We start from the raw sequence: 25,367 nt of genomic DNA on the forward strand, positions 1-25,367 counted from the left end.
CTCCATCAGGTCGTCGGTCCTGGCCAAGGCGCGATTCACCGTCGGCTGATGGTCTGCGGCCCCGCATGGAAGAAGGCGTTGGAGGCAGGCAATGTGAGCAGGATCAACGCCACCAGGAGTGCGATCAGAGTAAGCACGAGTAATGCCGTGCTGGTCGGGTCGTACCAGCTCGGGAACCGGTCTTCGAGCATCTGCCGCAGTTCGGCATTCCGCTCGTCAGGCCAGTCCCAGTCGTCAGGAGCTCCCATGCGTATCGCGTTTCCGGCGCCGAACACGAAGGAGAGTCCAGCGTAGCAACAGGAATACAGCCCGCCGAGCACCAAGGTCACGACGCGCGCTGCAGGCTTCCCCCGTCTGATGAAGGCGGCGACAATGGCCAGGCCGACAGTGGCGATCATAGCCGCCACGCTCGTGGAGATCATGGTGTAGAGGAAGGTTTCGCTGTAGAAGATTCTGAGCTGCTCGACCGAATCATAGGAGTATGGGTTCGGAAACACTTCTTTGTAATAGCGCAAGACCGCACCCGTCGCCGGCAACACCATGCCAACGCTGATCACCTGAAGCGCCGCGACCAGCTGGAGCAGGTGGCTGGAGATAGTGACGCTGGCCGGACATCGTTTGGACGTCGTCGCGACGAGGTGCCCCAGATCGGACATTGCTTCGCCCCTCCTCAGGTCTGGAGCAGGGTATCGGACAGACGGAGGCCGCTGTCACCTCCATGTGCTTTTGATGACGGCGTCGTCGGCCCGAACGTGTCCGCGGTGCTGACAACGCGGCGGCCCGGGCGGAACGGCGTCGGTCAGCCGAAGCGAGTCGCGTTATCGGTGACCAGGCAGCTCGAACAGACGCGGCGTTCACCATGATGGCGTGCACTGATCTGCCGCGGTGAGCGCGCACCCAGCCTGCGTGTCCTTCATTACTCAGTGTTACGTCCGTGGCGGCTCAACCCGGACCTGACCTACCCATCAGTTCTGGAGATGGCGTACCGATCTCGGTACTTCAGCCTGTACCCCGACAAGCGACGACCCGGACCGCGGCACGCAGCCGGGTTCGGATCAAGTTCCGAAGAACGGATCAGGTACGGATCAGATCCAGTGAGAACGGATCAACTTCGCTGAGAACCCACAGATTCCTCGGTGCTCGCGACGAATGATGTCAACTCGGGTTGACAGTTGGGCTCTGTCAACCTATGTTGACGACATGAGTCAGGCAACGGATCTGGCGGCGGCGGCCGGCAGCACCGACCCACGGGTCGGGCTGCGTGCGGTGGTGGCCCTGCGCCGGCTGTTGGAGCGCCTGGAGGTCGTCCAGGTCGACAACGCCCGGCGGCAGGGCTGGTCCTGGCAGGAGATCGCCGACGCGCTGGAAGTCAGCAGGCAGGGAGTACACAAGAAGCACGCCGGCCGGGCGTCGGCGCGTACCCAGGGAGGGGCATGATGTTCGAGCGGTTCACGGTGCAGGCCCGGGACGTGGTCCGGGGGGCCGTGCTGGCGCGGGAGCGGCTGGAGCACCGCAACGTCGGCACCGAGCACCTGCTGCTCGCCCTCCTCGACGAGCAGCGCAGTTCCGTCGCCGGACTGCTGCACCGGGCCGGCCTGGACACCACCCGGGTGACCGAGGCGATCGACCGGAGGATCGACCGGGACACCGAGGAGTTCGGCGAGCGCGACGCCGAGGCGCTGCGCGCGATCGGCATCGACCTGGCGGCGGTCCGGGCCAGGCTGGAGGAGTCGTTCGGCGAGGGCGCCCTGGAGGCACCCCCGTCCCCTTCGGCCCGACGCAGGCTCTTCGGCGGCTGGGAGTTCTCCGGCCGGTTCTCGCCCCGGGCCAGGAAGGTGCTGGAGCTGGCCCTGCGCGAGGCGATCCAGCTCCGGCACCGGGAGATCGGTGCCGAGCACATCCTGCTCGGGCTGCTCCGGGAGGGGAACGGCCTGGCCGCCCTGCTGCTCGCCGAGGCCGGCCTCGACCCCGCCGAGCTTCGCCGCAGCACCCTGGACACCTTCCGCAAGGCCGCCTGACCGGCGCCGGCCGGCCGGACCGACCGTCGAAACCTGCCCGGCGTGCGGAAAACGTCACGCCCGTCCGGGTCGCTCCGCGCGGCAAGCTGCTGCACACTGGCGGCCGTGAAGGCGGACGAGCAGAGCACGGACGACGCGCCGGCCGGTTCCCGGACGGCGGGTCCCCGGTCCGGCGGTCCGGCCGGCCCCCGGTCGGCGGTGGTGGTCAACCCGGTCAAGCAGGACGATCTCGACGGGCTGCGCCGGACCGTCACCGAGACACTAACCGCCGCCGGCTGGCCGGAACCGGACTGGTACGCCACCACGGTCGACGACCCCGGCCAGGGGCAGGCCCGGCAGGCGATCGAGGCCGGCGCCGAGGTGGTCTTCGTCTGCGGCGGCGACGGCACCGTGATGTCCTGCGTCGGTGCCCTGGTCGACACCGACGTGGCGATGGCGATCCTGCCGTCGGGCACCGGCAACCTGCTCGCCGCCAACCTCGGGATCTCGAACGACCTGGCCGCCGGCCTGGAGGTGGCGATCGAACAGGGCCGGCGGCGGATCGACGTCGGCTCCTGCGGCGACCAGTACTTCACCGTGATGGCCGGGATGGGCTTCGACGCCAAGATGCTCGAAGCCACCTCCGAGACCACCAAGGCCCGGGTCGGCTGGCCGGCGTACGTGATGGGGGCGCTGCGGCACCTGCGGGACCGGCCGATGCGGGTGTCGATCAGGATCGACGACCAGCCGCCCCGGCGGCGCCGGGCCCGGACGGTCCTGGTCGCCAACGTCGGGCGGTTGCAGGGCGGGGTACGCCTGCTCGCCGACGCCGAGCCGGACGACGGCTTCCTGGACGTGGCGGTGCTGACCCCCCGGACCCTGAACCACTGGCTCTCGCTCGGTTGGGCGGTGCTGCGGCGACGCCACCGGGTGCCCGGGATGGAGGTGCTGCGGGGCCGCCGGGTCAGCATCACCAGCAACCGCGCCCAGCCGCGCGAACTCGACGGGGACGTCATCCCCGCCGGCCGCTCCCTGAAGGTGTCGGTACGCCCCGACGCGCTCTGGCTCTGCGTGCCGAAGCCGGAGAGCGAGCCGGACCTGTCCAAGGACGCCGACGCGGTCGCCGAGCGGGGTGAGCGGCGGGTGGAGGAGGCGCGGTGAGCAGCACCCGGCTGGTACCCGAGACCCGGTGCATGCCGGACGACGAGCTCTCCGCCGACGACGCCTGGCACACCCTGCGCCGGCACGGTGGCTGGCACCTGGTCCGGGACGCCTTCATCCGGTTCCGGTACGGCGACGCGTTCAGCCACGCCCGCGCCCTGGCCCTGCAACTCTGTCTCGCCGTGGTGCCGTTCATGATCGCGCTGGCCGGTCTGATCAGCGACCTGGGCGCGAACGAGGGCGGCCTGGTCGTCGCCGACACGGTGATCGCGTTGACGCCGGGCGCCAGCGACCAGATGGTCAAGGAGCTGCTCGTCGACACGGAGCAGACCGAGGACGCCGGTGAGCTGGCCCTGGCCCTGGGCCTGCTCACCGGCCTGTTCGCGCTGACCACCACGATGGCCCAGGTGGAGCGCGGGGCGAACCGGATCTACGGGGTGGAACGGGACCGGCCGGCGCTGTGGAAGTACTTCCGGGCCGCCGTCCTGGCGCTCACCGCCGGGGCGCCCGCGCTGGCCGGTTTCTTCATCCTGGTCGGCGGCGGCGAACTGGGCCGCTCGATGGAGCGGCACTACGACTGGTGGGGGCCGTCGGTCGGCCTCGCCTGGGACATCCTGCGCTGGCCGTTGAGCCTCGGGCTGACCGTCTTCGCGGTGGCGGTGCTGTTCCGGCACGCGCCCCGGCGCCGGCAGCCGGGACTGTCCTGGCTGCTCTTCGGCGCCGGGTTCAGCATCGTGCTGTGGTGGCTGGCCAGTGTGCTGCTTGCCGGGTACGTGTCCTACAGCGACGCCTTCGGCGCCACCTACGGTGCGCTGACCGGGATGATGGCGCTGCTGCTCTGGGCCAACCTGACCGGGATCGCGCTCTTCGGCGGGCTGGCCTTCGCCGCCCAGTTGGAGGCGCTGCGCATCGGCGAGCACGAGCCGGCCGAACCGGACCACTGGGAGCCCGACCGGACCGACCCCCGGCAGCTGAACATCATGGACATCGACCCGGCGATGACCCTCGGTCCGGGCGTACCCGGCCCGCGCAGCGGCGAGAACCGGGCCGGTGCGGGGCCGACCACTGCCGAGCGGGCCGTCCGCGACCCGGCCGCTCCCGACACCCCGGCCGCTCCCGACACCCCGGCCACCGCCGACACCCCGTCCGCTGCCGACATCCCGGTCGCCGACGAGGAGCGGGCCGTCGCCGCCGGGCCGGTCGCCGACGTCCGCGCCTCGGGCGCGGAGCCGCGCGAGCGCTGACGGGTGTACGCCGGCCGCGTGCCGGGTACCGGGCAGGCCAGGATCGAGAAGGGAGCCTGGCGTGGCCACCGTGAGCGAAGTGTTGCGGCGACCTCTCGGGCATTTTGCCGAACGGAGCCTGGCCGGATGGGCGCTGGTCGCCGGTACCGGAGCCGGGTTCGGAATCCTCCTACTGCTGGTCCGGGTGCACTGGAGCCCGCTGCACCGGGCCGACCACGAGACGGCGGCCTGGTTCAACGAGCTGGTCTCGGCCAACGGCGGCCTGGTCACCGTACTGGAGGCGATCTCCTCGCTGGGCGGCCGACCGATCATGATCTGGCTGGTCACCATCGCGGTGCTGGGCCTGCTGATCCGCCGGCAGGGCCGGCTGGCCGTCTATCTGATCGTCACCGGTCTCGGCGCCCTGGTGCTCGACCCGTCGATGAAGGAACTGGTGGGCCGGCTCCGGCCGGTGGTCGACATCCCGGTGGCCTCGGCGCCGGGCAACAGCTTCCCCAGTGGGCACGCCCTCGGGTCGATCGTCGCCTACGGCGCCCTGCTGCTGGTCTTCCTGCCGGCGATGCGGCCCCGGTGGCGCAAGCTGGCGATCGGATTCGTGATCGCCCTGGTGGTGGCGGTCGGGGTGACCCGGATCGCGCTCGGCGTGCACTACCTGACCGACGTACTCGCCGGCTGGCTGCTCGGCCTCGCCTGGCTCGGCGTCACCGCGTACGCCTTCCGGCTGTGGCGGCGCGAGCGGGGCCGCCCGGTCCGACCGCTCGGCGAGGGGCTGGAGCCGGAGGCGGGTCGGGAGATCACCCCGGCCCCGGCCGAGGACCACGTGCTGGCACATCCCCGGGCGGCCGTCGCCGAGGTACTCACCGGCTGGGTACTCGTCTTCGGCGCGTTGTACGGCTTCGGCATGCTGGTCAGCTATCACCTCGGCGGGACCTTCGTCGAGACCCTCGACCGGGAGGTGCCGGCCTGGTTCGCCGAGCACCGCACCGAGACCCTCAACCAGTTCAGCTACCTGGCCAGCAAGGCCGGCGACACGCACGCCATCCTGCTCGTCTCGCTGGTCTTCTGCCCGCTGGTGCTGGCCTGGTGGCGGCGCTGGCGGCCGGTGCTCTTCCTCGCGCTGACGATGTTCGGCGAACTGACCCTCTTCCTCGCCACCGCCCGCGCGGTGGACCGGCCCCGCCCGCCGGTCGAGCACCTGGACGGCCAGCTGCCGACCGCATCCTTCCCGTCCGGGCACATCGCGGCGACGATGTGCCTGTGGGTGGCGATCGCCCTGCTGGTGATGCCGCGCACCGACCGCTGGTGGCGCTGGCTGACCGTACTGGCCGCGGTCGTCATGCCGCTGCTGGTGGCCACCTCCCGGATGTACCGGGGAATGCACCACCCGAGCGACTTCGCCGGTGCGATGCTGCTCACCACGCTCTGGATCGGCCTACTCTGGCTCGTGGTACGCCCCAACGAGGACCTCTCCGGTGGCGGCCGGGCGGAACGGGGCGCTGCCGGGCGGGACGAGCGGCGCCGGGACGGTGGCGAGGCGGAACCGGCGGGGTCGGACAGCGCGGACGGCGGTGCGCGGACGGCGGAGCAGCAGAAGGTGCCGAGCACGCCGGCAGGGCTGTCGAGTCTCGACGACGAACTGGCCCGGGCGGCCCGGCCGGACTGACCAGGCGCACGCCGCCGGCGGGTGGGCCGAGACCAGGCGTACGTATGCCTGCCGGCGGGTGGGCCGAGACCGGGCACACGCCCGCCGGCCGGTGGGATGGACGGGACCGGACGGGGTGGGGTGCCGGGTGCGGGCGATGACGTACAACATCAAGAATGGTGGGCTGGACGGCGGCGACCGGAGCCGGCTGGACCGGATACTCCAGGTGGTCGCCGAACAGCGGCCGGACGTGCTGGCGTTGCAGGAGCTTCGCGGGCTGCGCCGGGACCGCCGGCGGCTCGACGCGGTCGCCCGGCGGCTGGGGATGCGGGCGTACCTGACCGGCGGCTGGTTCGGGCAGCCGGTGGCCGTACTCGTCCGCCGGCCGGTCGAGCCGCTCCGGGTGGTGCCGGTGCGCCGCCCGTTCCACCACGGGGCACAGCGGATCGTGCTGGCCACCGAACGGGGGCCGCTGACCGTGCTCGGCACACACCTGCACCCGTACTCCGGGCGGCGCCGGCTGCGCGAGGCCGGCTGGCTGGTCGGCGCGGCCGGCGGGATCCGGCGCGGCCGACTGGGAAGGCGGAACCGCGACCGACCGCGGACGCGGAACCGCGGCCGGCCGGAGACGCGGGACGGCGGCCGGCCGGACCGCGGGCCGCTGCCGGAGCGGCTGGTCCTGCTGATGGGCGACCTGAACACGCTCGATCCGGACGGCCGGCACGACGAGCGGATCGGCCGGCTGCCACCCGAGTACCGGGGACGGCACCTGATGCCGGACGGGGTGACCGTGGACACCCGAGCGGTCGCCGCGCTCTACCGGGCGGGTTTCGTGGACCTCTTCGCCGCGACGGACCCCGGCACGGAGCCGCCGGACACCGTGCCGACCAGCGCCGGTGGCGGGGCCGAATTCACCGGGATGCGACTGGACTACCTGCTCGGCACGCCGCCGCTCGCCCGGGTGGCCCAGCCGCCCCGGGTGGTGACCGGCGGAGCGGCCGAGTCCGCCTCCGACCACTACCCGCTGGTCCTCGACCTCGACCTCGACCTGTGACTGTGCTGACCGGGCGGGACGGCGGGACGGTTCAGGTGCCGAGTCCGACGTCGCGGGCGAGCAGCGCCGCCTGGACCCGGTCGGCGACACCGAGCTTCGCGAAGATGGCGGAGAGCTGGTTGCGTACCGTCTTCTCGCTGAGCCCGAAATGCCGCGCGATCTTGGCGTTGGTGTCCCCGAAGGCGAGCCGGCCGAGGATGTCCCGCTCCCTGGCGGTGAGCTGGTTGAACGGGGCGGGCAGCTCGGCCGGCCCCCGGTGCATCGCGGTGAGCACCGACGGCCCGATGCCCGGACCCAGCACCACCCCGCCCTGGGCGACCGTGCGCAGCGCGTCGATGACGGCGTCCGGATCGGTGTCCTTGAGCACGTAGCCCCGGGCGCCGGCCCGCAGCGCCCGGGCCACGATCTCCTCGTCGTTGGCCATGGTCAGCATCAGGACCTTGGTGTCCGGACGGGACTGGATGATCCGCGCGGTCGCGTCGACACCGTCACCGTCCGGCAGCGTCACGTCCATCGCGATCACCTCGATCCGCTCGCCGACGGCGGTGCTGATCGCCTCGGCGGTGGTCGCCGCCTCGAAGACCTCGCTCACCCACGACTCGCCTTCGAGCATGGTGCGCAGCCCTCGGCGCACCACCGGGTGGTCGTCGACGATGAGGATCCGTCCACCGTGCACCATGCTCGTCGCCGCCTCTGCCCACACGCCGCGTCCTGTGCGCAGCCGGCGGCCGGCGAAACGGCACCGCGGAGCCAAGCTGCGCATCGCGGGTTCAGCGTAGCGGGCTAGCCGATCCGCCCCGCGTCGCTGTCCGGAGTCTGGCTGCCGCCGGCCGGTGGGGCGGTGGCGGCGGGCTGGGCCGCCACACCGCGCGGCTGCGGCAACTCCGACTCCGGGTCGGCGTCGAGCGCTCGATGGGCCACTCCCCAGCACCCGTCCGGGCCGCCTGAGCCCGGATCCGTCCCGGTGTCGCTGCCCGTACGGCCACCGTCGGCGCCATCAGCGGCGGAGGTGTCGGTGGCCGCCCGGTCGAGAGTGAGGTGACCGTCCCGGGACGGCGTGTCCGTCGCCTGGTCCGGGACGGTCGGCTGGAAGGGCAGACGCACCCGGATCGAGGTACCGTGTGGACTCGTCGGCGTGATGTCGAATTCGCCGCCGAGTTCGGTGGCCCGCTCCCGCATCGAGTCGAGGCCGACCCCGCCGGGCCGACGCGGCCCGAGTCCCACCCCGTCGTCCACGATCTCCACGGTCAGCGCCCGGTCCCGGTGCACGTTCACCCGGCAGGTGGTCGCCTGGGAGTGCCGGGTCACGTTGTTCAGCGCCTCCGCGACGATCCGGTACGCCGCCACCTCGATCGCGGCCGGCAGCCCCTGGAGATTGCCGTCGACGTGCAACCGGACCGAGAGGGTCGGGCTGTCGAACCGGGTGCACTCGTTGCGCAGCGCGGCGGCCAGCCCCCGGTCCAGCGCGGGCGGCCGGAGTTGGTCGACGAGCTGGCGTACCTCGGCGGTGCAGGTCTGCAGGTCCACGCTGAGCGCGTCGAGGATCCGGCCGGTACGCGGCTGCCCGGCGACAAGCTTGTGCGCCGCCCGGACCTGCATGGCCATCCCGGCCAATGTCGGGCCGAGACCGTCGTGCAGGTCGCGACGCAGGCGACGACGTTCCTCCTCGCGGGCGGTGATCAGCCGTTCCCGGGACTCCTGGAGGTCGTGGATGAGCCGGACGCCGTCGGCGGCCACCGCCGCCTGCAACGCCAGGTCACCCAGCAGGCGCCGTTCGACCGGGGTGAACCGGCTCGCCGCGCTCCGGTTCGCCACCAGCAGCCGCCCGACCCGTTCCCCCCGGGTGACCATGTCGAACGCCTCGACCGGCGTGTTCGCGCTGCCGTACGCAGCGAGGATCCGGGGCCCCTCCCGCCCCTCGACCTCGACCGCGACGTGCGGCACCCGCAGCGACCGCGCGATCGTGTCGGTCAGCAGCGGCAGCACCGCGCCCGGCTCGACGGTACGGCCGAGCAGGTCGCCGAGTCGCGCCATCACCTGGTAGGGGTCGTCCCGGTCGCCGTAGAGCAGCCGGTTGACTCCCCGCTGCACCCGGCCGCGGGCCGGTTCGAAGGCGACCGCGATCAAACCGGTCGCCACCAGCGAGGCGTTCGAGGTGCTGCCCGCCATCAGCAGGTCCCGCAGCAGCGTGATCAGTCCGACGAAGGCGGCGATCACCAGCAGGCTCATCACCAGCCAGACGATGCTCCGGTTGACGACCTGGTCCAGTCCGTACAGCCGGTAGCGCAGCACCGCGACGGCCATGCCTATCGGTAGCGCCACCACCATGATCACCCAGGCTCCGGGCAGGTTGATGGCCTCCAGCACGAGCCCGAGCAGCAGCAGGATCGCCGACGCCAGCAGACAGGCGAGCTGGGCCCGGGTCTCACCGTCGGCCCGCCGCCAGCGCAGCACCAGGGAGACCAGGCCCGCGACCAGCCCGAGCAGGGTCACCCCGATGGCGAGGAGCGCGACCAGGACGAGCGTACGAGCCCGCTGGGTCGGTGCCGGTTCCGGGTCGCTGACCAGACTGTAGGGGTCGTCGAAGGCCGCGACGGCGTAGGCGAGGGCGGCGACGACCGTCCCGACTATGACCACCGCGGCCACCGGACGCCACCGCCGCGAGAGCAGTCGCCCGTCCGGGAAGAGCAGCAGGGTGAGGAAGATCAGCCCGTACGGGACCCACCAGGCCCACTGGCTCAACCAGGCCAGTGGCAGCCAGCGTCCCCAGCTCACCGCGAGTACGGCCACGCTCGCCGCCCCCCCGGCGGCGAGCATGAGCCGACCCACGGGATGTCCGGGTATCCCGACCAGGACCAGTGCGCCCATCATGGTGAACGCGATCGCGATCACCGCGAGCTCGCCGGTCTGTTCGATCCAGATTCCACGGGCGCTGACGTAGTGTCCGGCGACCACGAGCGCGACGACGATGGCTGCCCCGACCAGCGCGACGATCCTGCCCGTGGGCCATCGCCTGGTGTCCTCCGTGGACGTCACCCCTGCTACCCCTGTCCGATCAAGTTGTCAGTGTGTCCAGCCGGCGGCGTGCAGCGAGTTGTGGAACCAGCCGCCCCGGTCCATCAGCCGCATGCCCCCCGACGGCGAGTCGCCACCCGGGAACTGCGCGGCGTCCTCGACCAGCGTGCCGCCGCCGATCTGCGGCAGGGCGGCGATCGCCTCGTCCACGGTCAGCCCGGAATCCGCGACAGTCTCCGGATGCCTGCGGATGTAGTCCCCGACGTGCTGGACGACGGCCTGGAGCCGGCCCTGGATCAGCTCCGGGTCGGGGTCCTCGAGCGTCGGAACCAGCCCTTCCAACGCCCACTCGTGGTTGAACACCGGCGCCAGTCGGCGGCCCGCCTTGTCGAAGAACTCCAGGCCGCCCTGGGCCTTGGCGCCGATGTCCTTCTCGCTCAGTAACTCGGCGACGCTGCCGTAGGCGTGCGCGAAGCTGTTGTCGCTGGCGATGACGATCGGTTCGATCTCCGTACGGCGGACCGGGCGAATCGGCTTAGCGGTCATGACACTCCCCTCGTAATCCAATCTCGACGGTCTTCGCGCTGGTGAGCGACGGTTTCCCTCCGCAGCCTAGGCCCGCTGTCCAACGGGGCGGATCGGTCCGTCGGCTCAGCATCATGGCCCCTCGGACGTCCCGCTGGCCCGGGACCGGTGTCCCAGTCCACTCGGGAAAATCTGGTCTGTCTCCGTACGGTCCGGTAACCGACCCGATCTCCGACGGCTACCCGACCGGAACGCGGGTGCTCGCCGGCCGGAGTGGCGGTGTTCTCCGGCCGGAAGTGGCCGGGGGCCCCGGTCGGAGGTACTCGATATCGGGTCGATGCCCGGACGATGCGCCGGACCGGCAGTCTCGTCGGCGGTGCCAGTCGCCACTCACCACGGCCGGCGCTTCGTCAACCGCTACCTGGGGAGACCTATGACGTCCGAGTCGTCGGCCGCCGCGAGCCGGGATCCCGGCCTCGCCATGCCGCTGCGCGGACGGACCCGGTCGCCGGCCGGTCGCGGGCCGTCGTCTGGTCACGTGCCGCGGCCCGGTCACCAGTCCTGGCCCGGCCAGACGTCGTCAGCCGGCCGCCCCTCGTGGTCCGGCCATCCCTCGTCGTCCGGGCACCCGGCAAGGTCCGGCCAGGTGGTGTCGGTCGGGTTGCGGGAGCCGGCCGACCTGGTGGCCGAGCTGCTCGACCTGATCAGCCTGACCGGCTGGACGGTCCAGCACCGGGCCGGTCGGACCGTTGTGGCTCCGGCACTGGCGGTCGCCCGGTTGCAGGGTTGGAAGCTGCACGTCTCGGCGACGCCGTCGAACGCGCCGGAGGTGCTCGCCGCGTGCGTACCGGTGCTGGTCGAGTCCGGTACCGCGTTCGCGTTCGTCGCGACCGCCGCCGGGCTGGCCGAACTCAACGGCCCCCGGGCGCCACGGGCCGGGGCCGGGAAGTTCCTCACCGCCTGTCCGGCGAGCGACGAACTCTTCCGGGAACTGGCGAGGCGGCTCGACGAGGTGACGGCCGGACAGGTGGGGCCGGCGATCCTCTCCGACCGGGCATACCGGTCCGGCGGAGTGGTGTACTACCGGTACGGCGCCTTCGGTGAGTTCGGCGTGCGGGACAACGACGGCCGGTACCGGCGCTGTCTGGTCGACCCGGACGGCAACCTGGTCGAGGACCGCTGCGAGCCGGTCTTCCGGCCACCCGCCTGGGTCGAGTTGCCGTTCGGCCCGGTGCCGGAGCGGGCGGCCACCCCGGCACCGGGGGCGCCGGCCTGGCCGACCGGCGGGACGGCGTCGAACTGGTCGGTCGCGTCGATGCAGGTCTTGGGGACGTCCGCCGCCGAACCGGAGACCGGTGCGGCGGGGACGGCCGGGTCCGCGGGGGGCGGACCGGGGGGCCCGGCCGGGCCCGGGGTGCCTGTTCGGTCGGGGGGCTCGACCGAACAGGAGGGTCCGGCCGGGTCGGGGGGCCCGGCACGGCCGGGGGAACGCGTGCGGCTCGGGGGAGTCGCGCGGTCGGGGGTGGACGTGCGGCTCGGGGGAGTCGCGCGGTCGGGGGGACCTGCCGGGTCGGGGGGCCCGGTCGGGCCTGCGGGGGCGGCCGGGTCAACGGGGGCGGTCGGGTCGACGGGCACGTGGGAGCCTGTCGGCCCGGCCGGACCGGCCGAGGTACTGATCGGCGGCAGGTACGCGGTTACCGGCGCGATCCGGCAGGCGAACAAGGGCGGTGTCTACCGTGCCCGGGACCTGCGTACCGGGGTCGACGTCCTGATCAAGGAGGCCCGGCCGTACGTCGGGGCGGACGCCTCCGACCGGGATGTCCGGGATCTGCTCGGGCACGAGGCGCGGGTTCTGCGGCACCTGCTCCCGCTCGGCGTGACGCCGCGGCCGCTTCGCGAGTTCGTGCAGGGCGACCACCGGTTCCTCGTCGAGGAACTGCTCGCCGGGCGGCCGTTGTCGGCCGACCCGCCGGACCCGTCGACGGGCGGTCCGGTCCCGCTGGCCGCCGGATCGGGCCGGGTCGGCTGGTACCACCTGCTCGACCGGCTGGCCCGGCTGGTCGGGTCCGTGCACGCGGTCGGCGTCGTGCTGCGGGAGCTGGCGCCGGAGAACGTACTGCTGTTGCCGGACGGGGAACTCCGGCTGGTCGATCTGGAGCTGGCCGCGTTGCGTACCGGCGGGCGGGACGACTGGTCGTACCTCGACCTGCGGCACTTCGGCGAGGCCGGGTTCGTGGCCCCGGAGCAGTGGCAGGGTGCCACGCCGGACCCGGCGGCAGACCTGTTCAGCCTCGGCGTGCTGGCGCTGTGGCTGGCCGGTCGGGTCTGGCCGGTGGACGCCGGCACGGCGTTCGCCGGCGCATCTGCCGGGCCCGGCGACCTGCCGGCACGCTCGCCTGAGGAGCTGGTGTCGGCGCTGATGGAGCCCTCCTTCGGCGGACCACCGGTTCCGGCGCTGTTGCGCCGGATCGTCAGCGGCCTGATGCGTGTCGAGCCCGCTGACCGGATCGGGCTGGACGAGGTGGTTGCGCTCTGCGCCGTGGCCGCCGGCAGCCCGGCCACGGGTCGACCGGCGACCACCGCCGAGCGGACCGCCGTCCCGCATCCCGGTCCGAACACCGTCCCGGACGATGAGCCGAACACCGTCCCGGACGGGTGCACAGGGCTGACTGTGGCGTCGTTGGAGGCGGTGGAGACGCTGCCAGGACCCCTGGCGATGCCGCCGGAGTCGATTGCGACGCTGTCGGAACCGGCCTGGTCGGACCTGGTCGAGGAAGCAGTCCGGCGACTGGACCCGAGGCGGGAGCACGGGTCCACTTCGGACTCGACTGACGCTTCCGGTACCCGGGCGGACGTCCGCGTCCGGCCTACCGGTGTCCACCCGTCCGGCCGGCCGCGACGCGCGGGCCAGGTCTGGGCCGGACCCGGGCCCGGTCGACAGACCGCCTCGGAGCCGGGGCCCGCCGACGTCGCCCGGTCGGTGGCGGCGTTGACCCGGCTGGTCGTCGCCGGGACGACGGCCGGCGACCCCGAACGACCGGTCCGGGCGGCACCGGTACTCGACCGGCTGCTGGACCGGCTGCTGTATCCGTCCGACCGCGGGTGGCAGCGCCTGCCCGGACTCGCGGCCGGCTCCGCCGCGACTGTCTGGGCGCTCTGCGACGCCGGCCGGCTGCTCGGCCGGCCGCACCTGGTGGACCGGGCCGTGGAGCTGGCACTCCGGCAGCCGGTGCGCTGGCCGGACCCGGGGCTCGGGTACGGGCTCGCCGGGCTGGGCAGCGGCCTGCTGCACCTGTGGCGGCACACCTATCTTCCCGTCCTGCGGGAACGGATCACGGCGGTGGCCCGACAACTGCTCGACACCGTCGACCCGGGCGGCGCGATGGTCTGGACGGTGCCGCCGTCCTTCGACTCGGTACGCGCCGGACTGCGGACGTACGACCTGGCGGGGGGTACCGCCGGAATCGGCGCCTTCCTGCTGGCCGCCGGGCAGCTGCTCGGGCGGCGGGACCTGGCGGCCGCGGCGGTCCGCTGCGCGGAGACGCTGCTGGACGCGGCCCGGACCGTCGACGGCACCCTGTGCCGGCCGAACCCGTCGTCCGACGCCGGCCCCGGACAGCGGTCCTGGTCCGGCGACCCGGCCGGAATCGGCGCCTTCCTGTGCCGCGCGTACGTCCACACCGGCGACTCCCGATACCGGGCAGCGGCGGTGGCGGCCGCGCATGCGGTCGTCACGAGCGGCTGGACCCGGCACCGGAACGGCGGCGTGGCACCCCTCGGGGGCGGGAGCGGCGGTGCCGGTGTCGGGGGTCGTCCGGTCGGGCCGGCCGGACTTCGGCCCGGCACCGGATCGGCGGCGCCCGCTGACGGAGAGTTCCTGCTCGACCTGGCCCGAGCTACCGGCGACGTCCGGTACGCCGCCTGGGCCGAGGCGCTGGCCGCGCGGTGGTGGGCGGCAGAGGTCCGGCACCCCGGGCACACCGGTTGGTCGGACGGGCCGTGGTGGACGGCCGCGGGTGGCGCCGATCCGGCCGGCCGGCTGGCCTTCCTGCTCCGGCTCCGCCTCGGCGGTGCACGGCTGCTCCACCCCGATCCGGCGACGGAGTCGGGTTATCCGGGGACGGCACAGCCGATGGGCGCCCCGGCCGGAGCTGTCGGGATCGGCGCCTGGCGGACCGGAGCCGGCGGATCGACCGTACCCTGCGCCGGTGGTACCACCTGTCGGTGCTGACACGCCGACGCCCCGGACGCGGACGCGGGTGCGGCCGGGGTCAGGCGCCGCGGGGGAGGGCGGGATCCGGCGGACGGAACCTGCCGGGCAACACCGTCACCACCTCCGACGCTCGCGGGACCGGCGTTCGGCGCGGCGTGGCCAGGCTGGCGGCCGACCGGCGCGGAGGCTCCGGCTGGTCGGCGGGACAGAGGACCGGAGTCGCCCTGGGCGGCACACCGATCCGCCGGATCACGCCGCGCAGGGTTCCCCGGCTCCGGGCCGGCGCGGCCGGCTCGTCGGTGCCGTACGGAACGACGAGCCGCTCCTGGCCCAGGTTGCCGACCGGGGTGTTGTGCTGCTCGGCGAGCCACTGGACGGTCGCGCAGGCCGCCGCCCGGTCCCGGTCACCCAACTCGTCGAAGAGCTGCTGAGCGGTCCGCGCGGACGTCCAGGCGGCGGCGGACTCCGCCCGGGAGAGCAGCAGCAGCGCGTTGCCGAGGGACAGCAGGGCCCGGGCGCGGTGGCTGCCGCCGTTACCCCGCAGCGCGGTCCGCGCGTGGTCGACGGCGCGCTGCCAGAGTCCGGTGAGCCGGCGCTGGTGCAGGAAGTTGGTCGGGGCAACGGCGAGCCGCCAGGCCAGTTCGGTGTCGCCGAGTGCGGCGGCCTGGCCGGCGGCACCGACCACCAGGTGCCGCTCGGCGGTCAGCCAGCCCAGCGGATCGGCGTCGACGGCACGCAGGATCCCGGCGTACGGTCCGAACCCCTCCGGCAGGCCCAGCGCGCCGGCCGGGAAGACCTGGTCGGGCAGCTGGCCGTCGGCGCGCAGCGCCAGGTCCAGCAGCCACCAGTACGCCCGGCGGTGTGCCGTGCCCCGGGTCGGTGGCGGATCGTCGACCGCGACCCGCTCCTGGGCGTACAGCCGGACCAGTTCGGGCATCCGGTAGCGGGCCAGCCCGGTGCGGCGGTCCGGAACGGCACGCACCAGCCCGGCGCCGGTCAGTTCGGCGAGTGCCTGCTCGGCGGTGCCCCGATCGGTGTCCAGCAGCGGGACGGCGAGCCAGCCCGGGAACTCGGCCACGGGCAGTGTGCCGAGCCGCCGCAGCAGGGTCGCCGGCCCGGTCGCCAGCCGCCGGTACGCCCCGGCCAGCCCCCGGCGAACGTCCCGGGCGCCGTCGGCGAGCACGTCGAGCCGGCGCGTGCCGTCGGCGAGCCGTTCGGCGGCCTGGCTCAGCGACCCGTCCCGGCCGGCCGCGAGCCGACCTCCGGTGACCCGGATCGCCGACGGGAGCCGGTCGCAGAGCTGGACCACCCGGTGTGCGGCGGGAACGTCGTCGGCGACCCGGTCCGGCAACATCGCGGTGAGCAGCCGGACCGCCGGCTCGACCGGCAGCACGTCGAGGGTGAGCAGGTGCGCGCCGTCCAGTCCGGTCAGCGGGTGTCGGGCGGTGAGCAGCGTTGCCGAGGCCGGGCCGGTGGGCAGCAGCGGGCGTACCTGACTCTCGTCGACGGCACCGTCGAGCAGCACCAGGAGCCGGCGTCGGGCCACCAGCGACCGGTACAGGTCGCGCCGCTCGGTACGCCCGACCGGGACCGACCCTTCGGGTACGCCGAGGGCGCGGAGGAAGCCGCCGAGCACCTCGTACGGGTCCACCGGCCCGCCCCGGTCGTCGACGAGCTCGGCGTACAGGCAGCCGTCCGGGTGATCCGGGCCGGCGTCCCAGCCCGCCCGGATCGCCAGCGCCGTCTTGCCGACCCCGGGCAGGCCGGCGACCACCACCAGGGCCGGTCCGGTCCGGCCGCTGTCGCCGTCGAGAGCGGCTCGGATCCGGGCCAGTTCCGTCTCCCGCCCGACGAAGTCGGCCACCGCCGAGGGTAGTTGCCACGGCGTCCCGGGCCGCCCGCCGCCCGCCTGTCCGTCCGCCGCCGCCGGGACTGGAGCGGGCGGCTCGCCGCTGTACTCGGCTGTCGCGTCCCAGTCGCTGTGCGCGGACGGCTGCCCGACCATCGCGTGTCGGTCGCTGTGCGCGGACGGCTGCCCGACCATCGCGTGTCGGTCGCTGTGCGCGGACGGCTGCTCGGCCGTCCCGTCCCGGTCGCTGTGCGCGGACGGCTGCTCGGCCGTCCCGTCCCGGCCGCTGGGTCGACGGTGGGCCGGGCCGCCCGGTTGCCCGGCCGGTCGTCGCGGCGTCCCGCCCGATCGGCGCGTCGGTCGGCCGGCGACCCGGCGGCGGGCCGGTGGACCGCCGGGGCGGCGTCCCGGCCGGTTCGACTCGGTACCACCCCCGGCCGCTGCCACCGCCGCCGGCAGCTCCTTCGGCACCGTCTCGGGGCTGGTCGGCGCCACGTCTACGCGGGTCGGCATCGCTTCCGTGGCCGTGGCCGTGGCGGAAGGGTCGAGCGCGGGGTCGCGGTTGAGGATCTGGCGGTGTAGTGCCGCCAGTCGCGGACCGGGCTCGATGCCGACCTCGTCGGCCAGCCGCTGCCGGTAGTCCTGGTAGGCGGCCAGCGCCTCGGTCACCCGACCGCAGCGGTAGAACGCGAGGACCAGGTTCTCCCGGAAGCGTTCGTTGAACGGGTCGGCGGCGGCCAGCCCGACCAGTTCGGTGACCAGGTCGGCGTGCCGGCCGAGGGCGAGTTCGAGGTCGATGCAGCGGGCCCGGATCGCGGCCTGCCGCTCGGTCAGCAGGGTGCCCGCCGTACTGACCAGCTGGCCCTGTACGCCGGCCAGCACCGGCCCGCGCCACAGGTCGAGGGCGCAGCGGTACCGGCTGACCGCCTCGGCGGGTCGGCCGGTCGAGGCCGCCCGGTCGGCGTCGGCGACGTACCGCTCGAACAGCAGTACGTCGAGTTCGTCGGCGGTCGCGGCGAGCCGGTAGCCGGCGGTCTCGGTGAACACCACCGGTCGGGGTACGCCGGCCCTGGCGAGCAGCCGGCGGAGCTGGGACACCACGATGGTCAACTGGGTCCGGGCCGTCGCCGGGGCGTGCCAGCCCCACACCGCCTCGATCAGGCGCTCGGTCGGCACCGTCCGGTTGGCCTCCAGGAGCAGGGTCGCCAGCAGCGCCGAGACCCGGGCGCTCCGGATCCGGAGCGGGGCACCGGCGATCTCGACCGACAGGGGACCCAGGATTCTGAACCGCATACTCGTCTCCGCCGCGTCGCCGCGCGACAGCCGAACGACTGCCCGAGGCCGAGCCTTGTGCACCGGGCGGGGGCCGAGCCAGGGACAGCTGACCCGGGCGGCCGGGAGGAATGCCCGACACGCCGGGCCGCAGCCCGGGGCGTGACCGCGGGTAGGTGGCGGCCGGACGATCAGTTGAGGGCCAGGTTGACGAGTACGGTCAGCACGATCGAGCCGATTATCGAGATCAGGATCATCAGCAGGCAGCCCAGTCCACCGCCGAGCGGGCGTACCTCGACGCGACCGAAGCGCATTCCGGCTCAGAGCTCCCGGAGTCGGGGCAGCAGTTCGCGCTCGGCCCAGTCCAGGAACATCGGCTGGCTGTCGGCGCCGATCTGCACGACCGCCACGTCGGTGAACCCGGCGTCGACGTACTTCCGGTACGCCTCGACGTGCGCGTCCAGGTCCGGGCCGCAGGGCACGAGTTCGGCCACGTCCTCGGGCCGGACGGCCTCGCTGGCGCTGACGAAGGACTCGGGTCCGGGCAGCTCGGCCTTGACCGACCAGTTCAGGGCGGCCCACCGCCACAGTTCGTGCGCCATCTTGCGGCACTCGTCGGCGTCCGGTCCGTAGCAGACCGCCGCCTGCCCGTAACGGGGCTTGCCGGCGCCGCCGCGTTCGTCGTACATCTTGACCACCGCCGCGTCCGGCACGTCGAGGGCGAGCGCGTCGGCGTACTCGGTGACCAGCTCGATCGAGTGCGGCCCGGAGGCCGCGACGGCGATCGGGACGCGCTCGGCCGGCCGGTCCCAGAGGTACGCCTCGGGCACCTCGAAGTGGTTGCCGGAGTAGGAGAGGTTGTCCCCGTCCAGCAGCGGCCGGATGATCTGCAACGCCTCCTCCAGCATCTCGTGTCGCTGGTGCACGTACGGCCAGGCGCCCACCACGTGCTCGCTGAGGTTTTCCCCGGCGCCGAGCGAGAGGGTGAACCGGCCGTCCGACATCACCCCGATCGTCGCCGCCTTCTGTGCCACCACGGCCGGGTGGTAGCGCCGGATCGGGCAGGTCACATAGGTCATCAGCTTGATCCGCGAGGTGGCGTGCGCCACCGCGCCGAGCACCGACCAGGCGTAGGGGGAGTGGCCCTGCGCGGCGAGCCAGGGGTAGTAGTGGTCCGAGATGACCAGGTAGTCGAAGCCGGCCTGTTCGGCCCGGACCGCGTACTCGACCAGTTCCTTCGGCCCGGTCTGTTCACACATCAGTGTGTAGCCCACCCCGACCATGCCGAACCTCCTCCGTTGTGCCGATTCTGGCTGTCTACCCCGCCTGGCGCCGGTAAACCCGGTAACCACTCTCCGCCGGCCCGGAATCCGGCTGTGTGGTGCAGTGACGTCCTTGACTATCTGTCCATCGTGGGGGTAGCGTCGCTCTTAACCGGTTAAGGATCGCCGGTGCGTCATCCTTGTGGTGGGGATGACGGCGTCCGTGGTGGTTCGGTCACCGCACCACCCCGGGCGCCGCCCGCCGTTCGGTCCTTCCCCCCGGTCAGCGGCCGTATTAACCTGACCGACCATGGTGATCTGTCGGCGGGTCGGTGCCGCGCTGGTGGCGACGACCGTCACGCTCTCGCTCGGCGCCGCACCCGCGCCCGCGTCCGCCACCGGGCACGGGCACGACCACGGGCACGGCGGTGTCGGCACCCCCGGCACGCCGGGCGCGCCGGGGGTCGGCGACGGCTACTTCCCGGCCGCCGGCAACGGTGGTTACGACGTGCTCCACTACGGACTCGACATCCGTTACGAGCCGGCCACCCGGGCGTTCGCCGGGACCGCCACGATCTCCGCCCGGGCCACCGCCCGGCTCTCCCGGTTCAACCTGGACCTGCGCGGCTTCGACGTGCGCGCGGTGACCGTGGACGGCCGGGCCGCCCGGTACGACCGGGACGGCCAGGAGCTGCGGATCTCGCCGAGACACGCCCTGTCCCGCGGCGAGCGGTTCACGGTGGTGGTCCGGTACGACGGCACCACCGGCCGGCCGACCGACGTCGAGGGCGCCCTCTACGGCTGGGTCTCCACTCCGGACGGCTCCTTTGTGGCCAACGAGCCCGACGGCGCGTCCACCTGGTACCCGGTGAACGACCACCCGACCGACAAGGCCAGCTACGACTTCCGGCTCACCGTGCCGGCCGGCAAGACGGCGGTGGCCAACGGCGAACTCGTCGGGCAGCGCACCAGGGACGGCTGGACGACGTTCGTCTGGCGGGCCCGCGACCCGATGGCGAGCTACCTCTCCACCGCCTCGGTCGGCGACTACGACCTGCGCCGCAGCACCGGCCCGCGCGGGCTGCCGATCATCGACGCGATCGACCGGGACCTCGGGCCGGAGGCCGCCGACGGGCTGGCCCGGACCCGGGAGATGATCGCGTACTTCACCGACCTGTTCGGCCGGTACCCGTTCACCTCGTACGGTGCGATCGTCGACGACGACGAAGACGCCGGGTACGCCCTGGAGACGCAGACTCGGCCGATGTACTCCGGCCCGCCGGGCGAGGGCACGGTGGCGCACGAGCTGGCCCACCAGTGGTACGGCAACAGCGTCAGCCCGGCGCGCTGGCAGGAGATCTGGCTGAACGAGGGCTTCGCCAGTTACGCCGAGTGGCTGTGGGAGGAGCACACCGGCGGACGTACCGCGCAGGCGCGCTTCGACACCTTCTACGCCCGGCCGGAGACGGCGAGCTTCTGGAACCCGCCGCCCGGCGACCCTGGCGCCACGAACCTCTTCGCCGGCTCGGTCTACACCAAGGGCGCGATGACGCTGCACGCGCTGCGTACGAAGATCGGTGACCGGGCCTTCTTCGCCCTGCTCCGGGCCTGGTACGCGGCGAACCGGAACGACACGGTGACGACGGCCGACTTCGTCCGGCTCGCCGAGCAGGTGAGCCGGCGGCAGCTCGACGCCTTCTTCCAGACCTGGCTCTACACCCCGGGCAAGCCCGCCGTCTGGTGAGCCCAGGGAATGGACGGGGCGGACATTACTGAACCGGTTGCGTTAACCGGTTCATCGGCCTACCCTGATCCGTGCCGCCGCAGGGAAAGTCGGGTGGTAACTGTCGGGCAGCGGTTACCGGTCCCCCACTTCTGTCCCCGTCCCCCGGGGTCCTCCCTGAGGTAGGTCATGAAAAGACGAATCTACGCGGTGGCATCGGCGCTGTTCGCGCTCGTCGCCGCCGCCGCTGTCTCGCTGTTCGCGGTGGCGCCACCCGCACAGGCGGCGGCCGGCTTCACGGTCAGCGGCGGGCGACTCCTCGACGCCCGTGGCAACGAGTTCATCATGCGCGGCGTGAGTCACGCACACACCTGGTACACCAGCCAAACCGGTTCATTCGCCGACATCAAATCGCTCGGCGCGAACACCGTACGGGTGGTGCTGAGCAGCGGCGGCCGGTGGACCCAGAACAGCGCCGGCGACGTCGCGAACGTCATCTCGCTGTGCAAGGCCAACCGGCTGATCTGCGTGCTGGAGGTGCACGACACCACCGGGTACGGCGAGGAGGGCGCGGCGATCACCCTCGACCAGGCGGTCAGCTACTGGATAAGCATCCAGAGTGCCCTCGCCGGCCAGGAGAACTACGTCATCCTCAACATCGGCAACGAGCCGTTCGGCAACAACGAGACGGTGAGCGCCACCTGGCCGACCGCCACCCGCAACGCGATCACCCGGCTGCGCGACGCCGGCTTCGACCACACCATCATGGTCGACGCGCCGAACTGGGGTCAGGACTGGCGCTTCGTCATGCGGGACAACGCGCAGAGCGTCTTCAACTCCGATCCGGACCGGAACACCGTCTTCTCGATCCACATGTACGGCGTCTTCGACACCGCCGCCGAGATCACCGATTACCTCGGCCGGTTCCGCAGCGCCAACCTGCCGATCGTGGTGGGCGAGTTCGGACACAACCACTCGGACGGCAACCCGGACGAGGACACCATCATGTCGTACGCCCAGCAGAACGGGATCGGCTACATCGGCTGGTCGTGGAGTGGCAACGGGGGCGGCGTCGAATACCTCGACATGGTGACGAACTTCGACGTCAGCCAGTTGACCTCGTGGGGACAGCGGATCTTCAACGGGGCGAACGGCATCCGGCAGACCGCCCGGGAGGCGACTGTCTACGGCGGCGGCACCCCGACCACCCGGCCGCCGACGACCCCGCCGACGACCCGGCCGCCGACCACTCCGCCGACCACCCGGCCGCCGACCACCACCCCGCCGGCCGGCACCCGGGGCTGCACCGCCAGCTACGCCGTTACCGGACAGTGGCAGGGCGGCTTCCAGGCCGAGGTCCGGGTGACCGCCGGCAGTACGGCGATCGGCGGCTGGACCGTCAGCTGGACCTTCGCCAACGGGCAGCAGGTCAACCAGTCCTGGAACGCGACGCTCAGCAACAGCGGTTCGAGCGTGACCGCCCGGAACGTCTCCTACAACGGCAGCCTCGGCGCCGGGGCGAGTACCGCGTTCGGGTTCCTCGGGAGCTGGAACGGCACCAACAGCGCACCGTCGCCGAGCTGCACCGCCAGCTGAGCAGTCGGCGCCGCACGGCCGGGCCCGCCCCGCGTGGGCCCGGCCACCGCTGTGCGGGGTGCCGGCAGCCTCAGCTCCGGCCCGGTAGCCGCGGCAGCACCTCGGTGGCGACCTCGGCCAGCACGGCCTCGTCCCCGGCATACCAGCTCGACTCGCGCGGCCAGTGCGTGACGACGTCGGTGAAGCCCAGCTCGGCGGCCCGGCCGACCGCGTCGGCGAAGTGCGCGGCGCTGGAGAGCGAGAAGACCGGCGCCGAGTCGAGCAGGAGATAGCGGTCCAGGGTGTCCGGATCGCGGCCGGCGGCGGCGAGGGTCTCGTCCATCCGGCCGGCGAGCTCGGCGACCGAGCGCCACCACGCCGCCTGGTCGTCACCGTCCTGGATGCCGGTGGTCACCCAACCCTGGCCGTACCGGGCGGCGAGGCGCAGCGTGCGCGGGCCGTTGGCGGCGACCACGAACGGCACCCGGGGGGTCTGGACACAGCCCGGATTGCTCCGCGCGTCCACCGCCGCGTAGAAGTCGCCCCGCCAGGTGACCCTGTCCTCCCGGAGCAGCAGGTCGAGCAGTTCGGTGAACTCGGTGAACCGGTCGGCGCGGCGCCGGGGGGAGAGCGGCTCGGCACCGAGCACCGCCGAGTCGAACATGATCCCGCCGGCACCGAGCCCGAGCAGCAGCCGGCCATTGGAGACGTCGTCCAGGGTGGTGACCTGGCGGGCGAAGTGCACCGGGTGCCGGAAGTTCGGCGAGGCGACCAGGGTGCCGAGCCGGATCCGGGAGGTGACCGTGGCGGCGGCGGTCAACGTGCCCGTCGAGTCGAACCACGGCCCGTCCACCAGGTCGCGCCAGCCCAGGTGGTCGTACGTCCAGGCGTGGTCGAAGCCCCACTGCTCGGCCTGGCGCCACCGGCGCCCGGCCACGGACCACCGCTGGTCGGGCAGGATCACGATACCCACGCGCATGATCAGAAGCTTACGTCGTCGCCCACCCGACCCCGGCCGGTCGATCCGATCCGGCGATCGGCCGGCGCTCACAGCCACCTCACAGCTACGGTGCATAAGGTCACCGGGGGCGTGCCGATCCACCATGGAATGCCGGCCGACACCCGCGGCACCCATCCGCCGTAAACAGGAGTATCTCTATGGTCTTCAAGAAGATGTTGAGCGCCCTCGGCGTCGGCGGTCCGAGCGTGGACACCGTGCTGACCAACCCGAACACCCGGCCCGGCCTGATGCTCGACGGACAGGTCAACCTGCGGGGCGGGGATGCCGCGGCCGACATCGAGCAGGTCACCGTCGCCCTGGTCACCCGGGTCGAGATGGAGGGCGGGGACAGCGAGTACGCCGGCACCATGGAGTTCTATCGGCTCCCGGTCAGCGGCGCGATGCGGCTGGAGGCCAAGCAGGAACTCTCCATCCCGTTCCAGCTTCCGATGCCGTGGGAGACGCCGATCACCGACGTCTACGGCCAGCGGCTGCGCGGCATGACGATGGGGCTGCGCACCGAACTCGCGGTGGCCCGGGCGGTGGACAAGGGTGACCTGGACGCGATCGCCGTACACCCGCTGCCGGTGCACGAGAGGATCCTGGAGGCGTTCAGCCAGCTCGGCTTCCGGTTCAAGAGCGCCGACCTGGAGCGCGGGCACATCTACGGCGTACAGCAGACGCTGCCGTTCTACCAGGAGATCGAGTTCTTCGCCGCCCCGCAGTACGCGCACGCGATCCGTGAGGTCGAGCTGACCTTCGTCACCAACCAGCACGGCGTGGACGTCGTCATCGAGTGCGACAAGCGCGGCGGGATGTTCAGCGGCGGGCAGGACACCGTCGGGCGGTACACGGCCGAGCACGTCGGCGTCGACCAGGTCGACTGGCGGCAGCGGGTCGAGGGCTGGCTGGCCCAGACGGTGGAGAGCTACGGCCGGTACGGCGGGGGCGGGCACCACTACGGGCACCCCGGCAAGCACGGCGGCGGCCACCACGGCGGGCACGGGATGGGCGGGATGGTCGCCGGTGCCGCGCTCGGAATGGCCGGCGGCATGATCGCCGGTGAGATGCTGGAGGACGCCTTCGAGGGCGACTTCGGCGAGGAGTGACACCGGCCGCCCACTGAGAATCGAACGGGCCGCGACGACGTACGCGCTGCCCGACGGCAAAAGGGCCGCGGTCCCCGCCGTATCCGGCGGGGACCGCGACCCCCCGTGGCAAGTCGCCACTGCTCGGGACACTCCGGTCACGCCACGCGTCGGTGTCTACCGCGTCCTACCGCCGCGGCGCCCGGAGCATCGTCACCTTCTGCCGTGCCGCCAGGCGTTACCCAGCTTCGCCAGACCACGGCTACCCAGGTAGGCGATGGTCATCAGGGTGATGAAGAACCACGCCTGCTGTGCCCGGAACGGGTCGACGCCGGTTGCGTCCGTGCCGACCAGGTCCGCGGCCAGCAAGGTGAAGCCGACCGCCGCCAGATAGATGTAGAACTCGGTACTCAGCCAGGCGGGCTTGGTCTCGTTGCCCGGATTCCGGCGAGTCGGTTCGTCCATCCGGCGCTGCATCTCCGACAGGGTCTGCTGTATCTGCTGGTTGGAGACGTTCTGGGCACTCATCTCCCGGGTCGGTGCCGACTGCATGTCCGTCACCTGCTGGCCCATCGGCTGCCTGGACGGGGTCTGCGTGCTCATCTTTTCCTCCTCGGATTCGATGAGTTCTCTTCCGACCGCCCCGGTCACGGCGACGCCGCGCCGGTGGCACCCGCTGGCTACCCGGCCGGGTACGCCACAAACGGCTGCCCCAGCAGGGAAACCCGGGCCCACGCCCGGCCGCCC

At 72.8% G+C, this 25,367-nt stretch carries 19 protein-coding genes; 10 read left to right on the forward strand and 9 right to left on the reverse strand.

All coding sequences use genetic code 11. The features are described from left to right. Nucleotides 1–35 precede the first annotated feature (35 nt). A complete protein-coding gene (locus tag O7626_RS09880; protein ID WP_278060861.1) occupies nucleotides 36–656 on the reverse strand; it encodes a hypothetical protein in 621 nt (206 codons plus the stop codon). Between the two features lie 544 nt (nucleotides 657–1,200). Here O7626_RS09880 and O7626_RS09885 point away from each other — a divergent pair. From O7626_RS09885 to O7626_RS09910, 6 genes are all read left to right on the forward strand, one after another. After that, on the forward strand, nucleotides 1,201–1,437 hold the full coding sequence (locus O7626_RS09885) for a helix-turn-helix domain-containing protein (RefSeq protein ID WP_130463859.1): 237 nt from the start codon (nucleotides 1,201–1,203) through the stop codon (nucleotides 1,435–1,437). Then, complete coding sequence (locus O7626_RS09890; protein WP_347404769.1) at nucleotides 1,434–2,018, forward strand: Clp protease N-terminal domain-containing protein; 585 nt, start codon at nucleotides 1,434–1,436, stop codon at nucleotides 2,016–2,018. Before O7626_RS09885 ends, O7626_RS09890 begins: the two co-directional genes overlap by 4 nt. Nucleotides 2,019–2,219: 201 nt before the next feature. After that, nucleotides 2,220–3,158: a diacylglycerol kinase family protein gene (locus O7626_RS09895; RefSeq protein ID WP_278066111.1), complete on the forward strand. Its 939-nt coding sequence runs from the start codon at nucleotides 2,220–2,222 to the stop codon at nucleotides 3,156–3,158. Continuing rightward, nucleotides 3,155–4,402, forward strand: coding sequence for a YihY/virulence factor BrkB family protein (locus O7626_RS09900; protein WP_347404770.1), 1,248 nt, complete (start codon nucleotides 3,155–3,157; stop codon nucleotides 4,400–4,402). Before O7626_RS09895 ends, O7626_RS09900 begins: the two co-directional genes overlap by 4 nt. 61 nt (nucleotides 4,403–4,463) lie before the next feature. Beyond that, complete coding sequence (locus tag O7626_RS09905; RefSeq protein WP_278060862.1) at nucleotides 4,464–6,065, forward strand: phosphatase PAP2 family protein; 1,602 nt, start codon at nucleotides 4,464–4,466, stop codon at nucleotides 6,063–6,065. Nucleotides 6,066–6,201: 136 nt separating this feature from the next. After that, on the forward strand, nucleotides 6,202–7,098 hold the full coding sequence (locus O7626_RS09910) for an endonuclease/exonuclease/phosphatase family protein (RefSeq protein ID WP_278060863.1): 897 nt from the start codon (nucleotides 6,202–6,204) through the stop codon (nucleotides 7,096–7,098). A gap of 31 nt (nucleotides 7,099–7,129) precedes the next feature. On the opposite strand, the gene O7626_RS09915 is transcribed toward O7626_RS09910, so the two are convergent. From O7626_RS09915 to O7626_RS09925, 3 genes are all read right to left on the reverse strand, one after another. After that, the gene (locus tag O7626_RS09915; RefSeq protein ID WP_278060864.1) at nucleotides 7,130–7,801 is read right to left on the reverse strand and encodes a response regulator transcription factor; all 672 of its coding nucleotides are present in this window, start codon (nucleotides 7,799–7,801) and stop codon (nucleotides 7,130–7,132) included. An 80-nt stretch (nucleotides 7,802–7,881) separates the two neighbouring features. Beyond that, nucleotides 7,882–10,134 (reverse strand): histidine kinase, encoded by a 2,253-nt coding sequence (locus O7626_RS09920; protein WP_278060865.1) that lies wholly within the window; start codon nucleotides 10,132–10,134, stop codon nucleotides 7,882–7,884. Nucleotides 10,135–10,161: 27 nt separating this feature from the next. Continuing rightward, nucleotides 10,162–10,659, reverse strand: a complete 498-nt coding sequence (locus O7626_RS09925; RefSeq protein ID WP_278060866.1) for a hypothetical protein — start codon at nucleotides 10,657–10,659, stop codon at nucleotides 10,162–10,164. A 625-nt stretch (nucleotides 10,660–11,284) separates the two neighbouring features. Here O7626_RS09925 and O7626_RS09930 point away from each other — a divergent pair. Continuing rightward, nucleotides 11,285–14,869, forward strand: coding sequence for a lanthionine synthetase LanC family protein (locus tag O7626_RS09930; RefSeq protein ID WP_278060867.1), 3,585 nt, complete (start codon nucleotides 11,285–11,287; stop codon nucleotides 14,867–14,869). Nucleotides 14,870–14,909: 40 nt separating this feature from the next. Here O7626_RS09930 and O7626_RS09935 read toward each other — a convergent pair whose 3' ends face one another. The 3 genes from O7626_RS09935 to O7626_RS09945 all read right to left on the reverse strand — a co-directional run bounded on the left by O7626_RS09935 (nucleotide 14,910) and on the right by O7626_RS09945 (nucleotide 19,255). Continuing rightward, entirely contained in the window at nucleotides 14,910–17,993 is a 3,084-nt protein-coding gene (locus O7626_RS09935) for a transcriptional regulator (RefSeq protein WP_278060868.1), read from the reverse strand. A gap of 170 nt (nucleotides 17,994–18,163) precedes the next feature. After that, nucleotides 18,164–18,286: a hypothetical protein gene (locus O7626_RS09940; protein ID WP_278060869.1), complete on the reverse strand. Its 123-nt coding sequence runs from the start codon at nucleotides 18,284–18,286 to the stop codon at nucleotides 18,164–18,166. Nucleotides 18,287–18,292: 6 nt separating this feature from the next. Next, entirely contained in the window at nucleotides 18,293–19,255 is a 963-nt protein-coding gene (locus tag O7626_RS09945; RefSeq protein WP_278060870.1) for a TIGR03557 family F420-dependent LLM class oxidoreductase, read from the reverse strand. A 289-nt stretch (nucleotides 19,256–19,544) separates the two neighbouring features. Between O7626_RS09945 and O7626_RS09950 the strand changes: the two genes are divergently transcribed. Then, entirely contained in the window at nucleotides 19,545–20,978 is a 1,434-nt protein-coding gene (locus tag O7626_RS09950) for a M1 family metallopeptidase (protein ID WP_278060871.1), read from the forward strand. A gap of 168 nt (nucleotides 20,979–21,146) precedes the next feature. Beyond that, entirely contained in the window at nucleotides 21,147–22,553 is a 1,407-nt protein-coding gene (locus O7626_RS09955; protein WP_278060872.1) for a cellulase family glycosylhydrolase, read from the forward strand. A 70-nt stretch (nucleotides 22,554–22,623) separates the two neighbouring features. Here O7626_RS09955 and O7626_RS09960 read toward each other — a convergent pair whose 3' ends face one another. Next, a complete protein-coding gene (locus tag O7626_RS09960; protein WP_278060873.1) occupies nucleotides 22,624–23,511 on the reverse strand; it encodes an LLM class flavin-dependent oxidoreductase in 888 nt (295 codons plus the stop codon). Nucleotides 23,512–23,690: 179 nt separating this feature from the next. Here O7626_RS09960 and O7626_RS09965 point away from each other — a divergent pair, with 179 nt between their 5' ends. Then, entirely contained in the window at nucleotides 23,691–24,641 is a 951-nt protein-coding gene (locus tag O7626_RS09965; RefSeq protein ID WP_278060874.1) for a sporulation protein, read from the forward strand. Between the two features lie 192 nt (nucleotides 24,642–24,833). Here the strand turns inward: O7626_RS09965 and O7626_RS09970 are convergent, their stop codons facing one another. Further along, on the reverse strand, nucleotides 24,834–25,223 hold the full coding sequence (locus O7626_RS09970) for a hypothetical protein (RefSeq protein WP_278060875.1): 390 nt from the start codon (nucleotides 25,221–25,223) through the stop codon (nucleotides 24,834–24,836). Nucleotides 25,224–25,367 lie beyond the last annotated feature (144 nt).

The organism is Micromonospora sp. WMMD1102 (assembly GCF_029626265.1).
GTDB lineage: Bacteria > Actinomycetota > Actinomycetes > Mycobacteriales > Micromonosporaceae > Plantactinospora.

Excerpts from the sequence above, each read along its gene's own strand:
- O7626_RS09880 (WP_278060861.1), bottom strand. The coding sequence starts at position 656 with ATGTCCGATCTGGGGCACCTCGTCGCGACGACGTCCAAACGATGTCCG.
- O7626_RS09885 (WP_130463859.1), top strand. The coding sequence starts at position 1,201 with ATGAGTCAGGCAACGGATCTGGCGGCGGCGGCCGGCAGCACCGACCCA.
- O7626_RS09890 (WP_347404769.1), top strand. The coding sequence starts at position 1,434 with ATGATGTTCGAGCGGTTCACGGTGCAGGCCCGGGACGTGGTCCGGGGG.
- O7626_RS09910 (WP_278060863.1), top strand. The coding sequence starts at position 6,202 with ATGACGTACAACATCAAGAATGGTGGGCTGGACGGCGGCGACCGGAGC.
- O7626_RS09925 (WP_278060866.1), bottom strand. The coding sequence starts at position 10,659 with ATGACCGCTAAGCCGATTCGCCCGGTCCGCCGTACGGAGATCGAACCG.
- O7626_RS09935 (WP_278060868.1), bottom strand. The coding sequence starts at position 17,993 with ATGCGGTTCAGAATCCTGGGTCCCCTGTCGGTCGAGATCGCCGGTGCC.
- O7626_RS09940 (WP_278060869.1), bottom strand. The coding sequence starts at position 18,286 with ATGCGCTTCGGTCGCGTCGAGGTACGCCCGCTCGGCGGTGGACTGGGC.
- O7626_RS09945 (WP_278060870.1), bottom strand. The coding sequence starts at position 19,255 with ATGGTCGGGGTGGGCTACACACTGATGTGTGAACAGACCGGGCCGAAG.
- O7626_RS09950 (WP_278060871.1), top strand. The coding sequence starts at position 19,545 with ATGGTGATCTGTCGGCGGGTCGGTGCCGCGCTGGTGGCGACGACCGTC.
- O7626_RS09955 (WP_278060872.1), top strand. The coding sequence starts at position 21,147 with ATGAAAAGACGAATCTACGCGGTGGCATCGGCGCTGTTCGCGCTCGTC.
- O7626_RS09960 (WP_278060873.1), bottom strand. The coding sequence starts at position 23,511 with ATGCGCGTGGGTATCGTGATCCTGCCCGACCAGCGGTGGTCCGTGGCC.
- O7626_RS09965 (WP_278060874.1), top strand. The coding sequence starts at position 23,691 with ATGGTCTTCAAGAAGATGTTGAGCGCCCTCGGCGTCGGCGGTCCGAGC.
- O7626_RS09970 (WP_278060875.1), bottom strand. The coding sequence starts at position 25,223 with ATGAGCACGCAGACCCCGTCCAGGCAGCCGATGGGCCAGCAGGTGACG.